Annotated in this window: 19 protein-coding genes; 12 read left to right on the top strand and 7 right to left on the bottom strand. The window is 69.5% G+C overall.

Annotated elements, in window-relative coordinates:
* Positions 1 to 65: 65 nt before the first annotated feature.
* The 6 genes from V1318_RS01115 to V1318_RS01090 form a co-directional block, all read right to left on the bottom strand.
* Entirely contained in the window at positions 66 to 788 is a 723-nt protein-coding gene (locus tag V1318_RS01115) for a DUF2058 family protein (protein ID WP_332936966.1), read from the bottom strand.
* 80 nt (positions 789 to 868) lie between these two features.
* Complete coding sequence (locus V1318_RS01110) at positions 869 to 1,117, bottom strand: SlyX family protein (protein WP_332936964.1); 249 nt, start codon at positions 1,115 to 1,117, stop codon at positions 869 to 871.
* The gene (locus tag V1318_RS01105) at positions 1,114 to 2,460 is read right to left on the bottom strand and encodes a UDP-glucose/GDP-mannose dehydrogenase family protein (RefSeq protein WP_332936963.1); all 1,347 of its coding nucleotides are present in this window, start codon (positions 2,458 to 2,460) and stop codon (positions 1,114 to 1,116) included. The genes V1318_RS01110 and V1318_RS01105 overlap by 4 nt, the downstream gene beginning before the upstream one ends.
* 78 nt (positions 2,461 to 2,538) lie before the next feature.
* Positions 2,539 to 3,369: an FKBP-type peptidyl-prolyl cis-trans isomerase gene (locus V1318_RS01100; RefSeq protein ID WP_332936961.1), complete on the bottom strand. Its 831-nt coding sequence runs from the start codon at positions 3,367 to 3,369 to the stop codon at positions 2,539 to 2,541.
* Between the two features lie 118 nt (positions 3,370 to 3,487).
* Positions 3,488 to 4,444 carry an FKBP-type peptidyl-prolyl cis-trans isomerase gene (locus V1318_RS01095; RefSeq protein ID WP_332936960.1) on the bottom strand — a complete coding sequence of 319 codons (957 nt, stop codon included), beginning with the start codon at positions 4,442 to 4,444 and terminating at the stop codon, positions 3,488 to 3,490.
* 154 nt (positions 4,445 to 4,598) lie between these two features.
* Entirely contained in the window at positions 4,599 to 5,186 is a 588-nt protein-coding gene (locus tag V1318_RS01090; protein ID WP_332936959.1) for a glutathione peroxidase, read from the bottom strand.
* 133 nt (positions 5,187 to 5,319) lie between these two features.
* On the opposite strand from V1318_RS01090, the gene V1318_RS01085 reads away from it, so the two are divergent.
* The 7 genes from V1318_RS01085 (at position 5,320) to V1318_RS01055 (ending at position 10,920) form a co-directional block, all read left to right on the top strand.
* Positions 5,320 to 5,748, top strand: a complete 429-nt coding sequence (locus tag V1318_RS01085; protein WP_332936958.1) for a hypothetical protein — start codon at positions 5,320 to 5,322, stop codon at positions 5,746 to 5,748.
* Positions 5,749 to 5,751: 3 nt separating this feature from the next.
* Entirely contained in the window at positions 5,752 to 6,126 is a 375-nt protein-coding gene (locus V1318_RS01080; RefSeq protein ID WP_332936956.1) for a GntR family transcriptional regulator, read from the top strand.
* On the top strand, positions 6,123 to 6,998 hold the full coding sequence (locus V1318_RS01075; protein ID WP_332936954.1) for an ABC transporter ATP-binding protein: 876 nt from the start codon (positions 6,123 to 6,125) through the stop codon (positions 6,996 to 6,998). The genes V1318_RS01080 and V1318_RS01075 overlap by 4 nt, the downstream gene beginning before the upstream one ends.
* Complete coding sequence (locus V1318_RS01070) at positions 6,995 to 8,062, top strand: hypothetical protein (protein ID WP_332936952.1); 1,068 nt, start codon at positions 6,995 to 6,997, stop codon at positions 8,060 to 8,062. The genes V1318_RS01075 and V1318_RS01070 overlap by 4 nt, the downstream gene beginning before the upstream one ends.
* 158 nt (positions 8,063 to 8,220) lie before the next feature.
* Positions 8,221 to 8,985 (top strand): hypothetical protein, encoded by a 765-nt coding sequence (locus V1318_RS01065; RefSeq protein WP_332936950.1) that lies wholly within the window; start codon positions 8,221 to 8,223, stop codon positions 8,983 to 8,985.
* A 38-nt stretch (positions 8,986 to 9,023) separates the two neighbouring features.
* Positions 9,024 to 9,554, top strand: a complete 531-nt coding sequence (locus tag V1318_RS01060) for a hypothetical protein (RefSeq protein ID WP_332936948.1) — start codon at positions 9,024 to 9,026, stop codon at positions 9,552 to 9,554.
* A 118-nt stretch (positions 9,555 to 9,672) separates the two neighbouring features.
* Positions 9,673 to 10,920, top strand: a complete 1,248-nt coding sequence (locus V1318_RS01055; RefSeq protein WP_332936947.1) for a serine hydrolase domain-containing protein — start codon at positions 9,673 to 9,675, stop codon at positions 10,918 to 10,920.
* Positions 10,921 to 10,933: 13 nt separating this feature from the next.
* Here the strand turns inward: V1318_RS01055 and V1318_RS01050 are convergent, their stop codons facing one another.
* A complete protein-coding gene (locus V1318_RS01050; RefSeq protein ID WP_332936945.1) occupies positions 10,934 to 12,391 on the bottom strand; it encodes a class II fumarate hydratase in 1,458 nt (485 codons plus the stop codon).
* A gap of 288 nt (positions 12,392 to 12,679) precedes the next feature.
* Between V1318_RS01050 and purB the strand changes: the two genes are divergently transcribed.
* From purB to V1318_RS01025, 5 genes are all read left to right on the top strand, one after another.
* Positions 12,680 to 14,056, top strand: a complete 1,377-nt coding sequence (purB, locus tag V1318_RS01045) for an adenylosuccinate lyase (protein ID WP_332938291.1) — start codon at positions 12,680 to 12,682, stop codon at positions 14,054 to 14,056.
* A 22-nt stretch (positions 14,057 to 14,078) separates the two neighbouring features.
* Positions 14,079 to 14,507: a DUF695 domain-containing protein gene (locus V1318_RS01040; protein ID WP_332936943.1), complete on the top strand. Its 429-nt coding sequence runs from the start codon at positions 14,079 to 14,081 to the stop codon at positions 14,505 to 14,507.
* A 34-nt stretch (positions 14,508 to 14,541) separates the two neighbouring features.
* Complete coding sequence (locus V1318_RS01035) at positions 14,542 to 14,940, top strand: VOC family protein (protein ID WP_332938288.1); 399 nt, start codon at positions 14,542 to 14,544, stop codon at positions 14,938 to 14,940.
* Between the two features lie 334 nt (positions 14,941 to 15,274).
* Entirely contained in the window at positions 15,275 to 16,441 is a 1,167-nt protein-coding gene (locus V1318_RS01030; protein WP_332938286.1) for a cupin domain-containing protein, read from the top strand.
* Positions 16,438 to 17,358: a GNAT family N-acetyltransferase gene (locus V1318_RS01025; RefSeq protein ID WP_332936942.1), complete on the top strand. Its 921-nt coding sequence runs from the start codon at positions 16,438 to 16,440 to the stop codon at positions 17,356 to 17,358. The genes V1318_RS01030 and V1318_RS01025 overlap by 4 nt, the downstream gene beginning before the upstream one ends.
* The last annotated feature ends 65 nt before the right edge of the window (positions 17,359 to 17,423 follow it).

Raw genomic sequence — 17,423 nt, 5'->3', positions numbered from 1 at the left:
ACGAGCCGCGTGCGCCGTCGCGCGGCGCGGGTTGATCGGAACGGGCGGACCGGGGCAGCGCGACCTTACCAGACCAGATCGTCGGGCACCTGGTACTGCGGATCGGCATAGGGATCGTCCTGCGCGGGCGCGTTCGGGTCGACCTTGAGCGCGACCGCGGGCGCGAACACTTCCTCGGCCTGGGCCAGCATCTGCGCGCTCACCAGCACGTAGCGGCCGTCCATCTGCAGCACGCCCAGTTCGCCGGCGTTGAGCGCCTTGAGCTGGTCGGGGGTGACGTAGATGCGCTTGATCTTGCCGCCGTAGGGGAAGTGGCGCGCGATCTCGGCGTCCGGCACGTTCAGCGCCTGGCCCTTGACCAGCTCGCTCAGGCGCGCGCGCGCCTCGCGGCGCAGGCGCGCCTCTTCCTGCTTGGCCTGCTCGGCGGCGATGCGTTCGTCCTTCTCGCGCTGGGCGCGGATGGCGTAGGCCTTGGCCAGGTCGATGTCCTCGCGCGAGCGCGGCTTGCCCTGCCCCGGCTGGCCCGCCTGCGCGGGTCTGGCGCCGGGCTTGCCGGCCGACTTGCCGCCCGGGCCGCGGCGCTGTTCGTGGCGGTGCGGGCCCGGCTGGGCGGGCTTGCCGCCCAGGGCGCGCGCGTCGCTGCGCGCGCCCTGCGCGGGCTTGCCGTCGCGACGACCGCTGCCGCCGCGCTTGGGATCGTTGCCGCGCTCGGGCCGCTCGGGCCGCTCGGGCTTGGGCGCCGGCTTGAAGCCCAGGCCTAACAATTGGTCGCGCAGTGTGTCGCTCATCGGCTTGGATCTTCGGCTGGGACGTGCGTGGATAAGGGATTCAACGAGCGCGGGCGATCGCGGTGAACGCGCCGCCCCGTTCAGTAGTGCGGCGGCGGCGGTTCGCTGGCGGCGTCGTTGCCGACCGGACCGCCGCTGGACAGGGCCATGCGCAGTTGGCGCAGTTCTTCCAAAGCGCGGTGCAGCAGCAGCGTGGTGCGCGCTTCTTCGTCGCGCGCGGCGGCGAGCGCGTCGCTGAGCTCGAGCAGCGCGTGCTCCTGGAACGCGAGCCGCGTTTCCAGGTCGATCAGGCGCCGTTCGGCCTCGGCGTTGGCGAGGTCGGCGCTCACGGCGTTTCCAGCAGGATCGAGCGGCCGCGGCCGATGCCGTAATAGGCCAGGCCCGCCGACTCGACTTCATCGGGGTGATAGAGATTGCGGCCGTCGAAGATCACCGCATCGGCGAGCGCGTTGCGCACGCGCGCGAAATCGGGGCTGCGGAACTGTTTCCACTCGGTGACCACGACCAGGGCGTCGGCGTCGGCCAGGGCCGCGCGCGAGGAATCGCACAGCACCAGGTCGTCGCGCTCGCCGAAGATGCGCTGGGCTTCTTCGCTGGCTTCCGGGTCGTAGGCCCGCACCTTGGCGCCGGCCTCCCACAACTGGCTCAGCAGGCGCCGGCTGGAGGCCTCGCGCATGTCGTCGGTATTGGGCTTGAAGGCCAGGCCCCAGACCGCGAAGGTCTTGCCCCGGATATCGCCGCCGTAGTGGCGCTGGATCAGTTCGAACAGGTGGCCCTTCTGGCTGTCGTTGACCGCCTCCACCGCATCCAGCAGGCGCGCGCGATAGCCGCTGTGCTGGGCGGTACGCGCCAGCGCCTGCACGTCCTTGGGGAAGCAGGAGCCGCCGTAGCCGGCGCCCGGATAGATGAAGTGCCAGCCGATGCGCGGATCCGAACCGATGCCCTGGCGGACCATTTCGATATCGGCGCCGACCTTCTCGGCGATGTTGGCGATCTCGTTCATGAAGCTGATCTTGGTCGCCAGCATCGCGTTGGCGGCGTACTTGGTCAGCTCGGCCGAACGCACGTCCATCACCACGATGCGCTCGTGATTGCGGTTGAACGGCGCGTACAGGCGCTTGAGTTTCTCGACCGCGACCGGATTGGAAGCACCGACCACGATGCGGTCCGGACGCATGCAGTCGTTGACCGCATCGCCCTCCTTCAGGAATTCCGGGTTGGAGGCGACGTCGAAACCGACCTCGACCCCGCGCTGGGCCAGCTCGGCGGCGATCGCGGCCCGGACCTTGTCGGCGGTGCCCACCGGCACGGTCGATTTGTTGACCACCACCACCGCGCGCTCGATGTGGCAGCCGATGGTGCGGGCCACGGCCAGCACATACTGCAGGTCGGCGCTGCCGTCCTCGTCGGGCGGCGTGCCGACCGCGATGAAGATCATGTCGGCGTGCGCGATCGCGGCGGCGGCGTCGGTGGTGAAGTGCAGACGGCCGGCGGCGTGATTGGCCTTGACCATCGGCTCCAGGCCGGGCTCGTAGATCGGAATCACGCCCCGGTTCAGGCCGTCGACCTTGGCCGTGTCGATGTCGACGCAGACCACGTCGTGGCCGACGTCGGCCAGGCAGGTACCGGTGACCAAGCCCACGTAACCGGTGCCGAAAATCGTAACGCGCATGTCGGGCTCTCTGGTTCTGTTGCGTTCGCGCCCGGCGAACTCCGCCGCCGGACGCGCGTGCGCACGAGGCGCGGTTGCTTACTTGCCGCCGGGCTTGGGGCCGCCGCCGAGCACGTCGAGCAGCTCGACCTCGAACACCAGCACCGAATTGGGCGGAATCGGACCGCCCGGGGTGCCCTTCTCGCCGTAGCCGAGCTTGCTCGGAATCCACAGCTTGTACTTGCTGCCCACCGGCATCAGCGCGATGCCTTCCTGCCAGCCCGGCACCACCTGCTGCAGCGGGAACTCGACCGGCTGGTTGCGCTCGTAGGAGCTGTCGAACTGCTTGCCGTCCAGCAAGGTGCCCTTGTAGTGCACGCGCACCATGTCGGTGGGCTTGGGCTTGGCGCCCTTGCCTTCGGTCAGCACCTGGTACTGCAGGCCCGAGGCGGTGGTGACCACGCCCGGCTTCTTGCCGTTGGCGGCCAGGAAGGCCTCGCCGTCGGTGAGGTTCTTCTTGGCCTCGGCCATCATCTTGGCGATCTGCTTGGCCTGGATCTTCTGGGCGAAGCTGTCGCGCACTTCCGCGGCCTGCTTTTCGTCCATCAGCGGCTTCTCGCCGGCCAGCACGGTCTTCATGGCCTTGTTGATGGTGTCCAGGTCGATCTCGTCCTTGGCCATCTCCAGCGACTTGGCGATGTCCAGGCCGATCATGTAGCTGACCTGCTCCTTCTCGGTGGCCAGGCCGGGGATGTTCTTGACGTCGCCCTTGCCTTCGTCCTTAGCGGTTTCGGATTTGGCCGCATCGGCCTTTTCGCCAGGCTTCTTGTCGCAGCCGGCGGCGAACAGGACCAACGAACCCACGGCGAGCGCGAGGGCGGTGTGGCGCAGGAAGGGCTTCATCAAACGGAACTCCTGGTGGGTGGGCATGCCTGCTCGGTCATGCCGTCTTGCATCGGGGGAGCCGCCAAAGTGCCAGCGGCCAGCTGAACGTATCGCTTATCGCATGCCGCGCGTGCCCGACGCCGTGACGCCGGACACCCTGGCATCAAAGGATCTCGACCAGTTCGACGTCGAAGGTCAAAGTGGCGTTCGGACCGATGCTGGGCGGCGCGCCCTTGGGGCCGTAGGCCAGTTCGGCCGGGATCCAGAAGCGGAACTTCGCGCCCACGTTCATCATCGCCACGCCTTCGGACCAGCCCTGGATGACTTGGTTCAAACCGAAGTCGGCCGGCTGGCCGCGGTCGTAGGAGCTGTCGAACACGGTGCCGTCCAGCAGCGAGCCCTTGTAGTTCACGCGCACGCGGTCGCCCGGCTTGGGACGCGCGCCCGAACCGGCGCGCAGCACCATGTACTGCAGGCCCGACGGGGTAGTGAACACGCCCTTGACCGCCTTGTTCTTGGCCAGGAACTCGGCGCCGGCGACGCGGTTCTTGTCGCCCGCGGCGGCCGCTTCGGCCTCGATCTTCTTGCGCATGCGATCGCTGAAGGCGGTCAGCACGGTCTTTTCCTCGGCCTCGCTCAGCAGCGGCTTGCCGTCGGCCAGCACGGTGCGCACGGCCTGCATCAGCAGCGGCACTTCGATCTCGGCTTTGATCGGCGCCAGCGAGGGGCCGACCATGTAGCCGCCGACCAGTTGGCTGACCTTGTCCTTGGCCACGGCCGGCGGCGCCGGCGGCGGCGTGCCCGGGGCGGTGCCCGGCGCCGACTTGCCGTCGCGCGCGGCCACGCGCGCGCGCAGGGCCTGATCGGTGGCGCGGGCGTCGTCTTCGCTGATCAGCGGCTTGCCGCCGTCGAAGCTGTTGCGCACCGCCTTTTCGAACGCGGCGATGTCCAGGTCCGGACCCACGGGCTTGATCGACTTGCCTACGTCCAGGCCGATCGCATAGCTGATCTTTTCGCGTTCGGTGGTCAGCACGGTCTTGTCCTGGGCAATGGCGGCCGCGCTGCTCAGCGCGACGGCGGTGGTGATCAGCGCGGCGGCGCCGCGCACGAAAGCCTTCATCGGGTCCCTACTCCTTGGTATTGGGAATGATTGACGCTGCGGATGCGGGCGCAAGCCTGCCATTGTCGCGGGCTGCGCGCCTATCGGCAATCGCGGCGGAATTCACGTTATTGGCGCCGGCGCGGTCGCCACGCGGCGTCGCGAACGTGCGCGCTCAACCGGCCTTGTTGGGGCGCGGCGCCTTCAGGGCAGCCTCGATCGCGGCCACCACGGTCGGATCGTCGGGCTTGATCTTGCTGCCGTAGCTGGCGATCAGCTTGCCGTCGCGGCCGATCAGGTACTTGTGGAAGTTCCACTTCGGCGCTTCGCCGGCGCTGCGCGCCAGGTCCCGATACAGCGGCGTGGCCTGGTCGCCGATCACGTGCACCTTCTCGAACATCGGGAACTTGACCCCGTAGGTGAGCGTGCAGAACTCCTGGATCTGCTTCTCGTCCTCGAATTCCTGGGCCTTGAAATCGCCCGAGGGAAAGCCGAGCACAGCGAAACCCTTGCCCTTGTACTTGGCATGCAGCCCTTCCAGGGCCTCGAATTGCGGGGTGAAGCCGCATTTGCTCGCGGTGTTGACCACCAGCAGCACCTCGCCGCCGTACTGGCTGCGCAGATTGACGGCCTGCTTGCCCGCCAACGGGCGGAAGCTGCGGTCCAGCAGGCCGCCGGCGGCCGAGGCCAGGCCGGCGACCAGGAGCAAGGAAACGGCGGCGGCGGCGGCCGTACGGCGGATTCGGGAGGCGGTGGCGGTCATGGCGGGCTCGGAACGGGGGCTGGAGGGCCGGTGAGCCAAGTATGACTTCAGTTGGGTACGCCGGACTTGACCGGACGTGTTTTGGTGTTATAGTTGCATACAACACCGGTCTACCAACGAGCAGGACGTTCGCATGAACAGCAAGCTCCATAACTCGATTTCCGCCCTCCTGGTCAGCGGCGCCACCCTGGTACTGGCCCTGGTGGCGGCGAATCCGGCCCTGCCGGAAGCCCCCGCCGCCCAGGCCCGGGTCGCGGCCGCCGTCGCGCCCCTGCCCTTGGACGCCGCCGCCATCGTGCGTCGCGCGGAGGCCCAGGCCCTGCGCATCGATGCCCGCGCCCAACAGGTCGAAAGCCTGGCCGATGTCGCCGCCCTGACGGCCGATGTCGCCGCCCTGACGGCCGAGGTCGCCACCGCGGTCGCTCTGGCCAACGCACTCGACAAAGCTTCTGCCGCGGAGCCGGCCGACGACGCAGTACCGCACCGCAAGGCCCGGAAGGCCGCGCGGCGCAATCGCCAGGCCTTAGTCATGCCTTATTTCTCATTCGCACCGCGGGGCTGAACCATGACCGCTATCCAATGGAGCGACGGCGCTCCCATCTATCGCCAGCTGAAGGAACGCGTCGTCGCCATGATGCTCGACGGCGTGCTCAAGCCCGGCGACGCCCTGCCCTCCGTGCGGCAGGTCGCGGCCGAGTATCAGCTCAACCCCATCACCGTCTCGCGCGCCTATCAGGAATTGGCGGACGAGGCGCTAGTCGAAAAACGCCGAGGACTGGGCATGTACGTCACCGAAGAGGCTGCCAAGAAACTGCTGCTGAACGAACGCGAGCGGTTCCTGCGCGAGGAATGGCCGCTGGTGCTGGAGCGCATCCTGCGGCTGGGCCTGAGCACGGAAGAGCTGCTGTCGGCGGGCAACGGCAAGGCGGGTGCGCAATGAACGCCGACTCCCTCGCCAACGTCGTCAGCGCCCGCGGCCTGCGCAAGGCCTATAAGAACAAGGTCGCCCTCGACAACACCGCCTTCGAGATCCCGGCCGGCCGCATCGTCGGTCTGATCGGTCCCAACGGCGCCGGCAAGACCACCGCGCTCAAGGCCATCCTCGGCCTGATCCCGTTCGAAGGCGAGCTCAAGGTACTGGGCCGCGACCCGCGCACCCAGCGCGACGAACTGATGCGCGACGTGTGCTTCATCGCCGACGTGGCGGTGCTGCCGCGCTGGATCCGGGTCAAGGAGGCGATCGAGTTCGTCGCCGGCGTGCATCCGCGCTTCGACCGCGCCAAGTGCGAACGCTTCCTCGCCGGCACCCAGCTCAAGCCCAACCTGCGCGTGCGCGAACTGTCCAAGGGCATGATCGTGCAACTGCACCTGGCCCTGGTGATGGCGATCGACGCCCGCCTGCTGGTGCTGGACGAGCCCACCCTGGGCCTGGACATCCTCTACCGCAAGCAGTTCTACCAGCGCCTGCTGGAGGACTACTTCGACGAGGACAAGACCATCATCGTCACCACCCACCAGGTCGAGGAGATCGAACACATCCTCACCGACGTGATGTTCATCCGCGACGGCAAGGTCGTGCTCAACAGCGACATGGAAGTGCTCGGCGACCGCTTCGTCGAAGTGCTGGTCAACGCCGACAAGCTCGAACAAGCGCGCGGCCTGACGCCGCTGGACGAACGCTCGCTGCCGTTCGGCAAGACCGTGATGCTGTTCGACGGCGCGCCGCACGACCGCCTGGCCGAATTGGGCGAAACCCGCACGCCGGGCCTGGCCGACCTGTTCGTCGCCACCATGAAGGGGACCTACGCATGAACGCGATCGATCTCAACGCCGACCGCCCCGCCCCGCGCGCCGTGGCCGCGGTCCATCCCACCCACACCTTCCGCCTGCTGCTGCGGCGCGAGTTCTGGGAGCACCGCGGCGGCTTCCTGTGGGCGCCGATGGTCGCCGGCGCCATCTTCCTGCTGCTCAGCATCATGGGCATCGGCGTCGGCGAACTGGCCGCGCGCCGGGTCATGGATTCCAATAGCCACGCCATGATCAGCACCGACGACGGCAACTTCCGGCTCAACGGCCTGGACCTGTCCAAGCTCACCGAGAAGCTCAACTCCGAGGATGTGCGCGAGCTCGGCGGCGCGGTCGACGGCCTGTTGTTCATGGCCGGCAGCTGGCCGCTGATGGTGCTGGCCTTCGTGGTGTTCTTCTACTGCCTGGGCAGCCTCTACGACGAGCGCAAGGACCGCAGCGTGCTGTTCTGGAAATCGCTGCCGGTGTCGGACGGACAGACCGTCTTGTCCAAAGTCGCCAGCGCGACCCTGACCGCGCCGGCCCTGGCGGTCGCCGCCTCGCTGCTGACCATGATCGGCTTCCTGCTGATCCTGAGCGTGGTGGTGATGTTCCACGGCGGCAACCCGATCACCCTGCTGTGGGGTCCGGGCAGCCCGTTCACCGTCGCGCTGAACCTGCTGGCCGGCATTCCGATCTATGCGCTGTGGGCGCTGCCGACCGTGGGCTGGCTGATGCTGTGCTCCTCCTGGGCCCGTAGCAAGCCCTTCCTGTGGGCGATCATGATCCCGCTGTTCGCCGGCATCTTCGTCTCCTGGTTCGACCTGATGCAGCTGTTCAACCTGGAAAGCGGCTGGTTCTGGAAGAACATCGTGGCCCGCTCGCTGGTCAGCGTGTTCCCCGGCGGCTGGATCGACGCGGCCAATATCGGCGAGATCAACGGCGAAGGCCCCTCGGTGATCCACGAAGTCATCAACCTGCGCACCATGTACTCGGTGCTGGGCAGCCTGCAGCTGTGGATCGGTGCGGCCGCCGGCGCGGCGATGATCTTCGCCGCGGTCCGTCTGCGCCGCTGGCGCGACGAGGGCTGATATCCCGCGGCGCCGGGCGGACCGCACAGCGGCACCGCCCGGCGCAGGCTCACAAGCGGCCCCCCCAGCGTCACCCCATTGCAACCCTGATCGCCCCCGCTGCATCCGAGTACGCGACGCCCGCCGCTGCGGCGGGTCAGACCCGACAGGAGTACGTGATGCGCAAGTTCATGCTCGCCGCCCTCGCCCTGCTGCCCCTGGCAGCGACGGCGCAGGACGGCAACTGCCAGCATTCCCAGGCCCGCGATCTGCAGCTGGACCTGGCCGGCGCCAAGGCGGTGGTCTTCGACATCGGCCAGCACGAGCTCGAAGTCGTCACCGGCGCCGAGCACGCGGTCCACGGCCGCGCCTGCGCCTCCGACGCCAAGTACCTGCCCGAACTCACCCTCAGCCAGCACCGCGTCGGCGACAAGCTGGTGGTGGTGGCCCGGCGCAGCGAGCGCAGCTGGTTCAGCCTCGGCGATCATTACGCCTATCTGCGCCTGAAGGCGACGGTGCCGGCCGATCTGATGGTCCAGCTCAACGTCGGCTCCGGCGACGCGCGCGCCACCGGCGTGGCCGCGCTCAGCGCCGATGTCGGTTCCGGCGACGTGCGCGCCGAGAACGTGCGCGGCCAGGTCACCGCCGACGTCGGTTCCGGCGACATCGAACTGGACGACATCGGCTCCCTGCACGTGGTCTCGGTCGGCTCGGGCGACCTCAAGGCGCGCAAGATCGCGCGCGACGCCAAGGTCGGCGATATCGGCTCCGGCGACGTCGAGCTGCACGAGGTCGGCGGCAACGTCGACGTCGGCGAGATCGGCTCCGGCGACATCGATGTGATCGGCGTGCGCGGCAACCTGCACGTGGGCTCGGTCGGCAGCGGTTCGGTCGACCACCGCGACGTCGCCGGTACCGTCACCGTCCCGCGCGACGACGAATGATGCCGTCCCTACCCGCCTTCCGATCGCAGGATTCCGCCATGAAACTCGCCACCGCCGCTTTCGCCAGCAGCCTGCTCGCCGTCGCCCTGGTCGGCTGCGGCAACCACGATCGAGGAACGATCGGCAACAGCGTGCTCAAGCACATCGAACTCGGCGACGACCGCATCAGCCTGCACGGCGGCAGCGAAGTCGCGGTCATCACCAAGCAGGGCGACCTGAGCATCGACGGCAAGGCGGTGACGCTCAATCCGGCCCAGCGCAGCCAGGCCCAGCGCCTGTACAGCAACGCCATGGGCGTGCGCGACGACGGCATCGCGATCGGCAAGGCCGGCGCCGACATCGCCGGCAAGGCGGTCAGCGAAACCATCGAAGGCCTGGTCAAGGGCGACCCGGGCGCGGTCGGCGACAAGATGGACGCGGAGGCCAACAACATCGCCCAGCAGGCCCAGCGCCTGTGCAAGCGCGTCGTCGAGATGCGCGCGGCCCAGGACGCGCTGGTCGCAAGCCTGCCCGCGTTCAAGCCCTTCGCCACCCTCGACCAGGGCAGCGTGCACGACTGCAGCAGTTAACCGAGTGCGGTGCCCGTCGCTTCTCCGGTGCTGCGACGGGCACCCGCTCGACCTGTAGCGAATCCCCCTGACGCCCGCCACGCGGGTCGCCGTCCGAACCCAGCTCGGAGGTCTCGTCATGCCCGCACTTCGCTTGTTCTCCGGCTTTCTGCCCGCCTGTTTCGCAATCCTGCTGCTCGCCGGCTGCGCCGGCCAGGCCGTGCGCGAATCCGCGCCTTTGCGCGGCGCGGCGCTGGACCGCGAAGTCGAGCGCCTGATGCAGGCCGGGCGCGTACCCGGACTGGCGCTGGCGGTGATCGACCAGGGCCGTATCGTCCACCTCAAGGCCTACGGCTGGCGCGATCAGGAAAAGCAACTGCCGCTGACCACCGATACCGTCATGTACGGCGCCTCCATCACCAAGGGCGAATTCGCCTACGCGGCGATGTCGCTGGTCGAATCGGGCCGGCTGGACCTGGACCGCTCGATCGCGCACTACCTGCCCAAGCCCCTGCCCGAGTACGAGAAGTACGCCGACCTGGCCGGCGACGAGCGCTGGCGCAAGCTGACCCCGCGCCTGCTGCTGTCGCACCGCTCCGGCTTCGCCAACTTCCGCTTCTTCACCCCGCAGGGCTACGACGCCAAGGGCAAGCTCAAGTTCGAGTTCGAACCCGGCAGCCGTTACGCCTATTCGGGCGAAGGCATCAACCTGCTGCAGTTCGTGATCGAAGCCGGCCTGGGCGTAGACGCCGGCGAGCTGATGCAACGGCAGGTGTTCGACCGCCACGGCATGCGACGCAGCGGCATGGTCTGGCGCGAGGATTTCGCCGCCGACCTGGCGATCGGCTACGACGAACGCAACCGGCCGCTGGGCCACAAGCGCCGCGGCGCCGTGCGCGCGGCCGGCTCGATGGACACCACCATCGCCGACCAGGCCGCCTTCCTGGCCGCCCTGGCCCGCGGCGACGGCCTGAGCGCGGCGAGCAAGGCCGAGCTGCTGCGCCCGCAGGTCGCGATCCATTCGGTCCAGCAGTTCCCGACCCTGTCCGAGGATGTCGGCGAAGACAATCGCGGCATCGAGCTTGCCTCCGCGCTGGGCTGGGTGACCTACCGCGAGCCGCAGGGTCGCGCCTGGTTCAAGGGCGGCCACGACGACGGCACCAACAACCTCGCGCTGTGCGTGGCCGACGGGCGGCGTTGCCTGGTGATCCTCAGCAACAGCTCCAACGGCGAGAGCATCTACAAATACCTGATCGACGCCGCGCTGGGGCCGACCTGCGTTCCGTGGTTCTGGAACAACTACATCCCCTACGACCATCCGCAACTGCGCGAGCCGGAAGCGCGCCTAAGGCCGCACCCGGCCTGCGCGGCGCCATCGCGCCGCTAACCGCGCGACGGACTCAGCCGCCGCCCCCGCCACCGCCGTGGATGCCTCCGCGCGTCAGCGCGGCCGGGTCCAGCAGCCGGCGCAGTTCCTTCTCGGCCATGCCGGTCTCGGCGATCGCGACCTCCAGCACCGGCCGGCCTTCCTTGTAGGCGCGCTTGGCGATCGCGGCGGCCTTTTCGTAGCCGATGATGGGATTGAGCGCGGTGACCAGGATCGGGTTGCGGTCCAGCGCTTCGCGCACGCGGTCTTCGCGTACCTTGAGCCCGGCGATCGCGCTGTCGGCGAGCAGGCGCATGACGTTGGCGAGCAAGCGGATCGAATCCAGCAGGTCGTAGGCGATCAGCGGCAGCATCACGTTGAGCTGGAAGTTGCCGCTCTGGCCGGCCACGGTGATCGCGCTGTGGTGGCCGATGACCTGGGCGCAGACCATGGCCACGGCTTCCGGGATCACCGGATTGACCTTGCCCGGCATGATCGAGCTGCCCGGCTGCAGGGCCGGCAGTTCGATCTCGCCCAGGCCGGCGAGCGGGCCGGAATTCATCCAGCGCAGGTCGTTGGCGATCTTGCTCAGCGCCACCGCCAGGGTCAGCAGCTGGCCCGACAGCTCGACCGCGTCGTCCTGCGCGGCCAGGCCTTCGAACTTGTCGGTGGCCGATTCGAATTTGGTCCCGGCCAGCGTCGACAGGGCGCGCGCCATGGCCTTGCCGAAGCGCGGATCGGCGTTGATGCCGGTGCCGATCGCGGTGCCGCCGATCGGCAGGCGGCGCACGCGCTTGAGACTGTCCTCGATACGTTCCTGCGCCGAACCCAGCTGCGAGGCCCAGGCCCCGAACTCCTGGCCGAAGGTCAGCGGCATGGCGTCCATCAGATGAGTGCGGCCGGTCTTGGTGACTTTGGCCAGCGACTTGGCGCGGCGCTCGATGGTCTTGCGCAGGTGCTTGAGCGCTGGCAGCAGCGATTCGGTCGCGGCCAGCTTGGCCGAGACCCGGATCGCGGTCGGGATCACGTCGTTGGAGCTCTGGCCCAGGTTGACGTGGTCGTTGGGGTGGATCTTGGCCTTGCCCGCGCGCGTGGCCAGGGTCGCGATGACCTCGTTGGCGTTCATGTTGCTGGAGGTGCCCGAACCGGTCTGGAACACGTCGATCGGGAACTGGGCGTCGTGACGGCCGTCGGCGACCGCCAGCGCGGCGTCGCGGATCGCCAGCCACTGGCCCTCATCCAGCAGTTCGAGGTCGCCGTTGACTTCGGCCGCGGCCGCCTTGACGTAGGCCAGTGCGCGGATGAACTCGCGCGGCATGGCTTGGCCGGAGATCGGGAAGTTCTGCACCGCGCGCTGGGTCTGCGCGCCCCACAGCGCGGCCGCGGGCACGCGCAGCTCGCCCATGCTGTCGTGCTCGAGGCGGAAGGCCGGCTCGGCGGCGGTGGGGGTTTTCGCCGCGGATCGGGCCGGGGCCTTGCGTCGGGTCGCCATTGCCAACTCCATTGAATCGTGGGGGTTGCGAGCCGTGGCGGCGCGCGGGCGGAACGGCCGGCGCGAGGCCACGTCGATGAGGTCGGGTGCGCGGCCGGCCGAAACAAGGGCCGCGCAGGAGGCTGGCATCGGACATCGCTGGCTGGCGCCATGATGGCCGCCGCGCCCGCGGGCGTCGAGTGCGGGCGGCCGGACGGGGGGCGGCTGCGCCACGCCGTACTGCGCGCTCCGGACGGGGCAAACCGCCGGGCTGTTAGAATGATCGACTGTTTCCCGCCCTGCCCCGACATGTCCGCCGACCTCAACGCCCAGCTGCTCGCCCTTTCCCCGCTCGACGGCCGTTATGCCGGCAAGGTCGACGCGCTGCGCCCGATCTTCTCCGAATTCGGCCTGATCAAGGCCCGGGTCAAGGTCGAGGTGGAATGGCTGCTGGCCCTGGCCGACGAACCGGGCATCGCCGAACTGGCGCCGTTCTCGGCCGCGGCCAGCGCGCGCCTGCGCGCGCTGGCCGACGAGCTCTCCGTGGCCGACGCGGCCCGGGTCAAGGAGATCGAGCGCACCACCAACCACGACGTCAAGGCGGTCGAGTACCTGATCAAGGAACGCCTGAAGGACGACGCCGAGCTGGGCCCGGCGCTGGAGTTCGTGCACTTCGCCTGCACCAGCGAGGACATCAACAACCTCAGCTACGCGCTGATGCTGAACCAGGCGCGCCAGCACGTGCTGCTGCCCAGGCTGGACCAGCTGATCCAGGTCCTGCGCGCGATGGCGCACGAGCACGCCGCGCTGCCGATGCTGTCGCGCACCCACGGCCAGACCGCCTCGCCGACTACCGTCGGCAAGGAAATCGCCAACGTGGTCGCGCGCCTGCTGCGCCAGGGCGAGACCCTGGCCGCCGCGCCGATGCCGGGCAAAATCAACGGCGCGGTCGGCAACTACAACGCCCATGTGGCGTCGTATCCGGACATCGACTGGCCGGCGTTCTCGCAGCGTTTCGTGACCTCTCTGGGCCTGGACTGGCAGCCCTACACCACCCAGATCGAACCGCACGACGGCATCGCCGAGATCTGCGACGCCCAGCGCCGCATCGACACCATCTGCGTCGACCTGTGCCGCGACATCTGGGGCTATATCTCGCTGGGCTACTTCAAGCAGGCGGTCAAGGCCGGCGAAGTCGGCAGCTCGACCATGCCGCACAAGGTCAATCCGATCGACTTCGAGAACGCCGAGGGCAACTTCGGCATCGCCAACGCCCTGTTCGAGCATTTCGCCGCCAAGCTGCCGATCAGCCGCTGGCAGCGCGACCTCACCGACTCCACCGTGCTGCGCGCGCTGGGCACCGCCTTCGGCCATGCCCTGATCGGCTTCGATGCGCTGCTGCGCGGCCTGGGCAAGCTCAGCGTCAATCCCGAGCGTCTGGCCGCCGACCTCGACGCGGCCTGGGAAGTGCTGGCCGAAGCCGTGCAGACGGTGATGCGCCGCCACGGCCTGCCCAACCCCTACGAGCAGCTCAAGGCGCTGACCCGCGGCCACGGCATCGACGAGGCCTCGATGCGCGAGTTCATCGCCGGCCTGGAACTGCCGGCCGCCGACAAGCAACGCCTGCTGGCGATGACGCCCGGCAGCTACAGCGGCCTGGCCGAACGCCTGGCGCGCGAGATCTGAGGCCGCAAGGAGCGCACGCGCCATGGCAGACACCCGCGGTTGGACCCTGGCCGAGCACCGCGCCGACGACGGGTTGTCGCTGATGCGGCTCAAGCGTTTCGAGCGCGGATTCGATTTCCGCGCCTATCCGGAACGCCTGAACCTGATCTGGGCCTACCAGGACGACCGCAGCCTGGACACCGCCTCGCCGGACGAACTCGAGGCCATGCAGCGCTTCGAGGATCGCGTGTGCGAACGCATCGAGGCCGCCGGCCACAGCCTGCTGGCGATCGTGTTCACCGAGCCCGACCACCGCGAGTACGTCTTCTACACCCGCGACATCGGGGCCTTCATCGGCGTGCTCAACGCGATGCCGCAGGAAGCCACGCCCTACCCGATCGAAATCGACCGCGAGAGCGATCCCGACGGCGAGTTCTACCGCTCCTTCGCCGAAGCCATCGGCCTGCGTTGACGCAGGCCTGGGCCGAGTCCGCGCCATGACGACGATGCGGCTGCTGCTCAATCTCGACGTTCCCGACCTGGCCGCGGCCGAAACCTTCTACGTCGCCGCCTTCGGCCTGCGCCCGGCGCGCCGCCTGGGCGACAGCGTGCTGGAACTCGACGGCGCTCAGCTGCCGATCTATCTGTTGCGCAAGGCCGCCGGCAGCATCGGCGCCAGCGGTTCGGCGCGCGACTACGCGCGCCATTGGATGCCGGCGCACGTGGACGTGGTGGTCGAGGATCTGGATGCGGCGCTGGCGCGCGCGCTCGCGGCCGGCGCGGTCCAGGAAGGCGCGGTGCGCGAGGCCAACTGGGGCCGGATCGTGCAACTGGCCGACCCGTTCGGGCACGGCTGGTGCCTGCTGCAGTTCCTGGGACGCGGCTACGACGAGATCGCCAGCTGAGGGCATCGCGCCTATCCCATCGCCCCCTTTGAAATGGGGCGGGCGCCCGACGCGAACGGAAGTCGATGCTTCGCTGGCGGCGCCGGGGGATTTGCTGTGGCCGTGCGCGAGCAAAAGCAAATCCCCCTGCCCCATTTTTTAAAGGGGGAACTCGGCCCCTAGTCCCTATCTTCATCGCTGCATGAGCGACAATGGCGCAATCCGCGCGGCCAGCCGCGCCCGCCCCGAGTTCGTCCGCCCCATGGCCAAGAAATCCCCCGCCGCGCCCGTCGGCAAGTCCAAGCCCGCCGCCTACCCGATCGAGGTCGACGCGGGCCGCGCGCCGCCGCTGGGCATGCCCGCCGCGCAATTCCTGCGCGACTACTGGCAGAAGCGACCGCTGTTGATCCGTAACGCCTTTCCGGGCCTGGTCTCGCCGATCCAGCCTGAAGACCTGGCGGGCCTGGCCTGCGAAGAGGCCGCACTGTCGCGCCTGATCCAGCACGACCGCGCCAGCGACCGCTATTCCCTGCGCCACGGCCCCTTCGAGGAGGCCGAGTTCCCGGCGCTGCCGCATCAGGACTGGACCCTGCTGGTGCAGGACGTGGACAAATGGGACGCCGACGTCGCCGCCCTGCTGCCGGCCTTCGATTTCCTGCCGCGCTGGCGCGTCGACGACATCATGGTGTCCTTCGCCGCGCCCGGCGGCTCGGTCGGCGCCCACGTCGACCAGTACGACGTGTTCCTGCTCCAGGCCCAGGGCCATCGGCGCTGGCAGATCGACGCCGGCCCCAACCCGCCGCAGGATTTCCGCCCCGACGCCGAACTCAAGCTGTTGCGCGAGTTCGCGCCCAGCCACGACTGGGTGCTGGGCCCGGGCGACATGCTGTATCTGCCGCCGGGCGTGCCGCACCACGGCGTCGCCGAAGACGCCTGCCTGACCTTCTCGATCGGCATGCGCGCGCCGTCCGCGGCCGAACTGATGGGCGACTACATCGACACCCTGGCCGCCGACGCCGACGAATCGCTGCGCTACCGCGACCCCGACCTGGCGCCGCCCCCGGACCCGGCGGAGATCGACGCCGCCGCGATGGCGCGCGTGGTCGAGGCCTTGAACGCCCTGCGCATGAACGACCCCGACCGCCTCGGCGACTGGTTCGGCCGCTTCATCACCGTCTACCGCGCCGCCGGCGTGGTGTCGGCCGGCGCCGAACCGGCGCGTTCGCGCATCGAGATCGAATGGGACCTGGAGCGCGGGGCGAGCCTGTGGCGCCACCCCTGGTCGCGCCTGGCCTGGCGCCGCGCCCACGCCAAGGGCCAGGCCGCGCGCCTCTACGTCAGCGGCCAGGAATACGCCCTGCCGGCCAAGGACGCGCAGGCCGTGGCCAACGCGGTCGAGATCGACCGGGCCGTGTACGCCGCGCTGTCCGAGGCCGGCCGCGCCTGCGTGCACGAGCTGATCGCCGGCGGCCACTACCGCCTGGGCCTGGACGAAGATCAGGACGAGGGAGACGAGGCGTGAGCGCGGGCCCGTCCGATCGCGGTTTCAGCATCGTCGTCGTCGCCGACTACGCCGCCGCGAAGCCGGCGCTGCGGGCGGTGCGCGAGGCCGTGTTCGTACGCGAGCAGAACGTCCCCGAGGAACTGGAACTGGACGCGCAGCGCGATCCGCTGTGCGAGCACGTGCTGGCCCTGGACGCGGCCGGCACCCCGATCGGCACCGGCCGGCTCGGTCCGGACCGGCGCATCGGCCGCATGGCCGTGCTGGCGGCCTGGCGCGGGCGCGGCGTCGGCGACGCCCTGCTCGGCGCCCTGCTGCAACGCGCCGCCGAGTTGGGGTGGCGCGAGGTATCGCTGCACAGCCAAGCCGGCGCGGTGGGCTTCTACGCCCGCCACGGCTTCCTGCCGCTGGGCGAGCGCTTCCTGGAAGCCGGCATCGAACACCTGGGCATGCGCCGCCTGCTCGGCGCGGCCAACCCGGTCGACAGCCGCGAAGCCGCCCTGGCCGCGCTGCTGGGCGTGATCGCCGGCGCGCGCCGCGGCCTGTCGATCTACAGCCGCGAACTCGACCCCGGCCTGCTCGACCGCCCCGACGCGATCGCCGCCTTGCGCGGCCACGCGGTCGCCGGCGGCGGCGTGCGCGTGCTGCTGCAGGACCCGGCCGCGCCGCAACGCGCGCTGGCGCCGCTGATCGGCCTGGCCCAGCGCCTGCCGACCGCGTTCGAGTTCCGCGCGATCGAGGAACCGGTCGACCAGACCTACCCTTCCGCCTACGTCGTCAACGACCGCGACGGCTGGTACTTCCGCACCCTGGGCCACCGCTTCGAGGGCGAGACCCGCATCGACGACGGCGCCCGCGCGCGCCAGCTGCGCGCCCACTACGACCCGGTCTGGGAACGCGCCCGCCCCTGCAGCGAATACCGCGCGCTCGGGATCTAGCCCCGCGCCCGGCGCGCCGGCCTGAGTGCCGGCTAAACCCCGGGCCCGCCGGCAGCGGCTTCCGG

Source organism: Lysobacter sp. CCNWLW3 (assembly GCF_036697405.1).
Classification (GTDB): Bacteria; Pseudomonadota; Gammaproteobacteria; order Xanthomonadales; family Xanthomonadaceae; genus Lysobacter.
The sequence above is the reverse complement of the archived record's forward strand: the minus strand, read 5'-3'. Positions and strand labels throughout refer to the sequence as shown.

What these genes read in the sequence shown, in the direction of transcription:
- V1318_RS01115 (WP_332936966.1), bottom strand. Translation starts at nt 788, where the DNA reads ATGAGCGACACACTGCGCGACCAATTGTTAGGCCTGGGCTTCAAGCCG.
- V1318_RS01105 (WP_332936963.1), bottom strand. Translation starts at nt 2,460, where the DNA reads ATGCGCGTTACGATTTTCGGCACCGGTTACGTGGGCTTGGTCACCGGT.
- V1318_RS01100 (WP_332936961.1), bottom strand. Translation starts at nt 3,369, where the DNA reads ATGCCCACCCACCAGGAGTTCCGTTTGATGAAGCCCTTCCTGCGCCAC.
- V1318_RS01095 (WP_332936960.1), bottom strand. Translation starts at nt 4,444, where the DNA reads ATGAAGGCTTTCGTGCGCGGCGCCGCCGCGCTGATCACCACCGCCGTC.
- V1318_RS01090 (WP_332936959.1), bottom strand. Translation starts at nt 5,186, where the DNA reads ATGACCGCCACCGCCTCCCGAATCCGCCGTACGGCCGCCGCCGCCGCC.
- V1318_RS01085 (WP_332936958.1), top strand. Translation starts at nt 5,320, where the DNA reads ATGAACAGCAAGCTCCATAACTCGATTTCCGCCCTCCTGGTCAGCGGC.
- V1318_RS01080 (WP_332936956.1), top strand. Translation starts at nt 5,752, where the DNA reads ATGACCGCTATCCAATGGAGCGACGGCGCTCCCATCTATCGCCAGCTG.
- V1318_RS01075 (WP_332936954.1), top strand. Translation starts at nt 6,123, where the DNA reads ATGAACGCCGACTCCCTCGCCAACGTCGTCAGCGCCCGCGGCCTGCGC.
- V1318_RS01070 (WP_332936952.1), top strand. Translation starts at nt 6,995, where the DNA reads ATGAACGCGATCGATCTCAACGCCGACCGCCCCGCCCCGCGCGCCGTG.
- V1318_RS01065 (WP_332936950.1), top strand. Translation starts at nt 8,221, where the DNA reads ATGCGCAAGTTCATGCTCGCCGCCCTCGCCCTGCTGCCCCTGGCAGCG.
- V1318_RS01060 (WP_332936948.1), top strand. Translation starts at nt 9,024, where the DNA reads ATGAAACTCGCCACCGCCGCTTTCGCCAGCAGCCTGCTCGCCGTCGCC.
- V1318_RS01055 (WP_332936947.1), top strand. Translation starts at nt 9,673, where the DNA reads ATGCCCGCACTTCGCTTGTTCTCCGGCTTTCTGCCCGCCTGTTTCGCA.
- V1318_RS01050 (WP_332936945.1), bottom strand. Translation starts at nt 12,391, where the DNA reads ATGGCGACCCGACGCAAGGCCCCGGCCCGATCCGCGGCGAAAACCCCC.
- purB (WP_332938291.1), top strand. Translation starts at nt 12,680, where the DNA reads ATGTCCGCCGACCTCAACGCCCAGCTGCTCGCCCTTTCCCCGCTCGAC.
- V1318_RS01040 (WP_332936943.1), top strand. Translation starts at nt 14,079, where the DNA reads ATGGCAGACACCCGCGGTTGGACCCTGGCCGAGCACCGCGCCGACGAC.
- V1318_RS01035 (WP_332938288.1), top strand. Translation starts at nt 14,542, where the DNA reads ATGCGGCTGCTGCTCAATCTCGACGTTCCCGACCTGGCCGCGGCCGAA.
- V1318_RS01030 (WP_332938286.1), top strand. Translation starts at nt 15,275, where the DNA reads ATGCCCGCCGCGCAATTCCTGCGCGACTACTGGCAGAAGCGACCGCTG.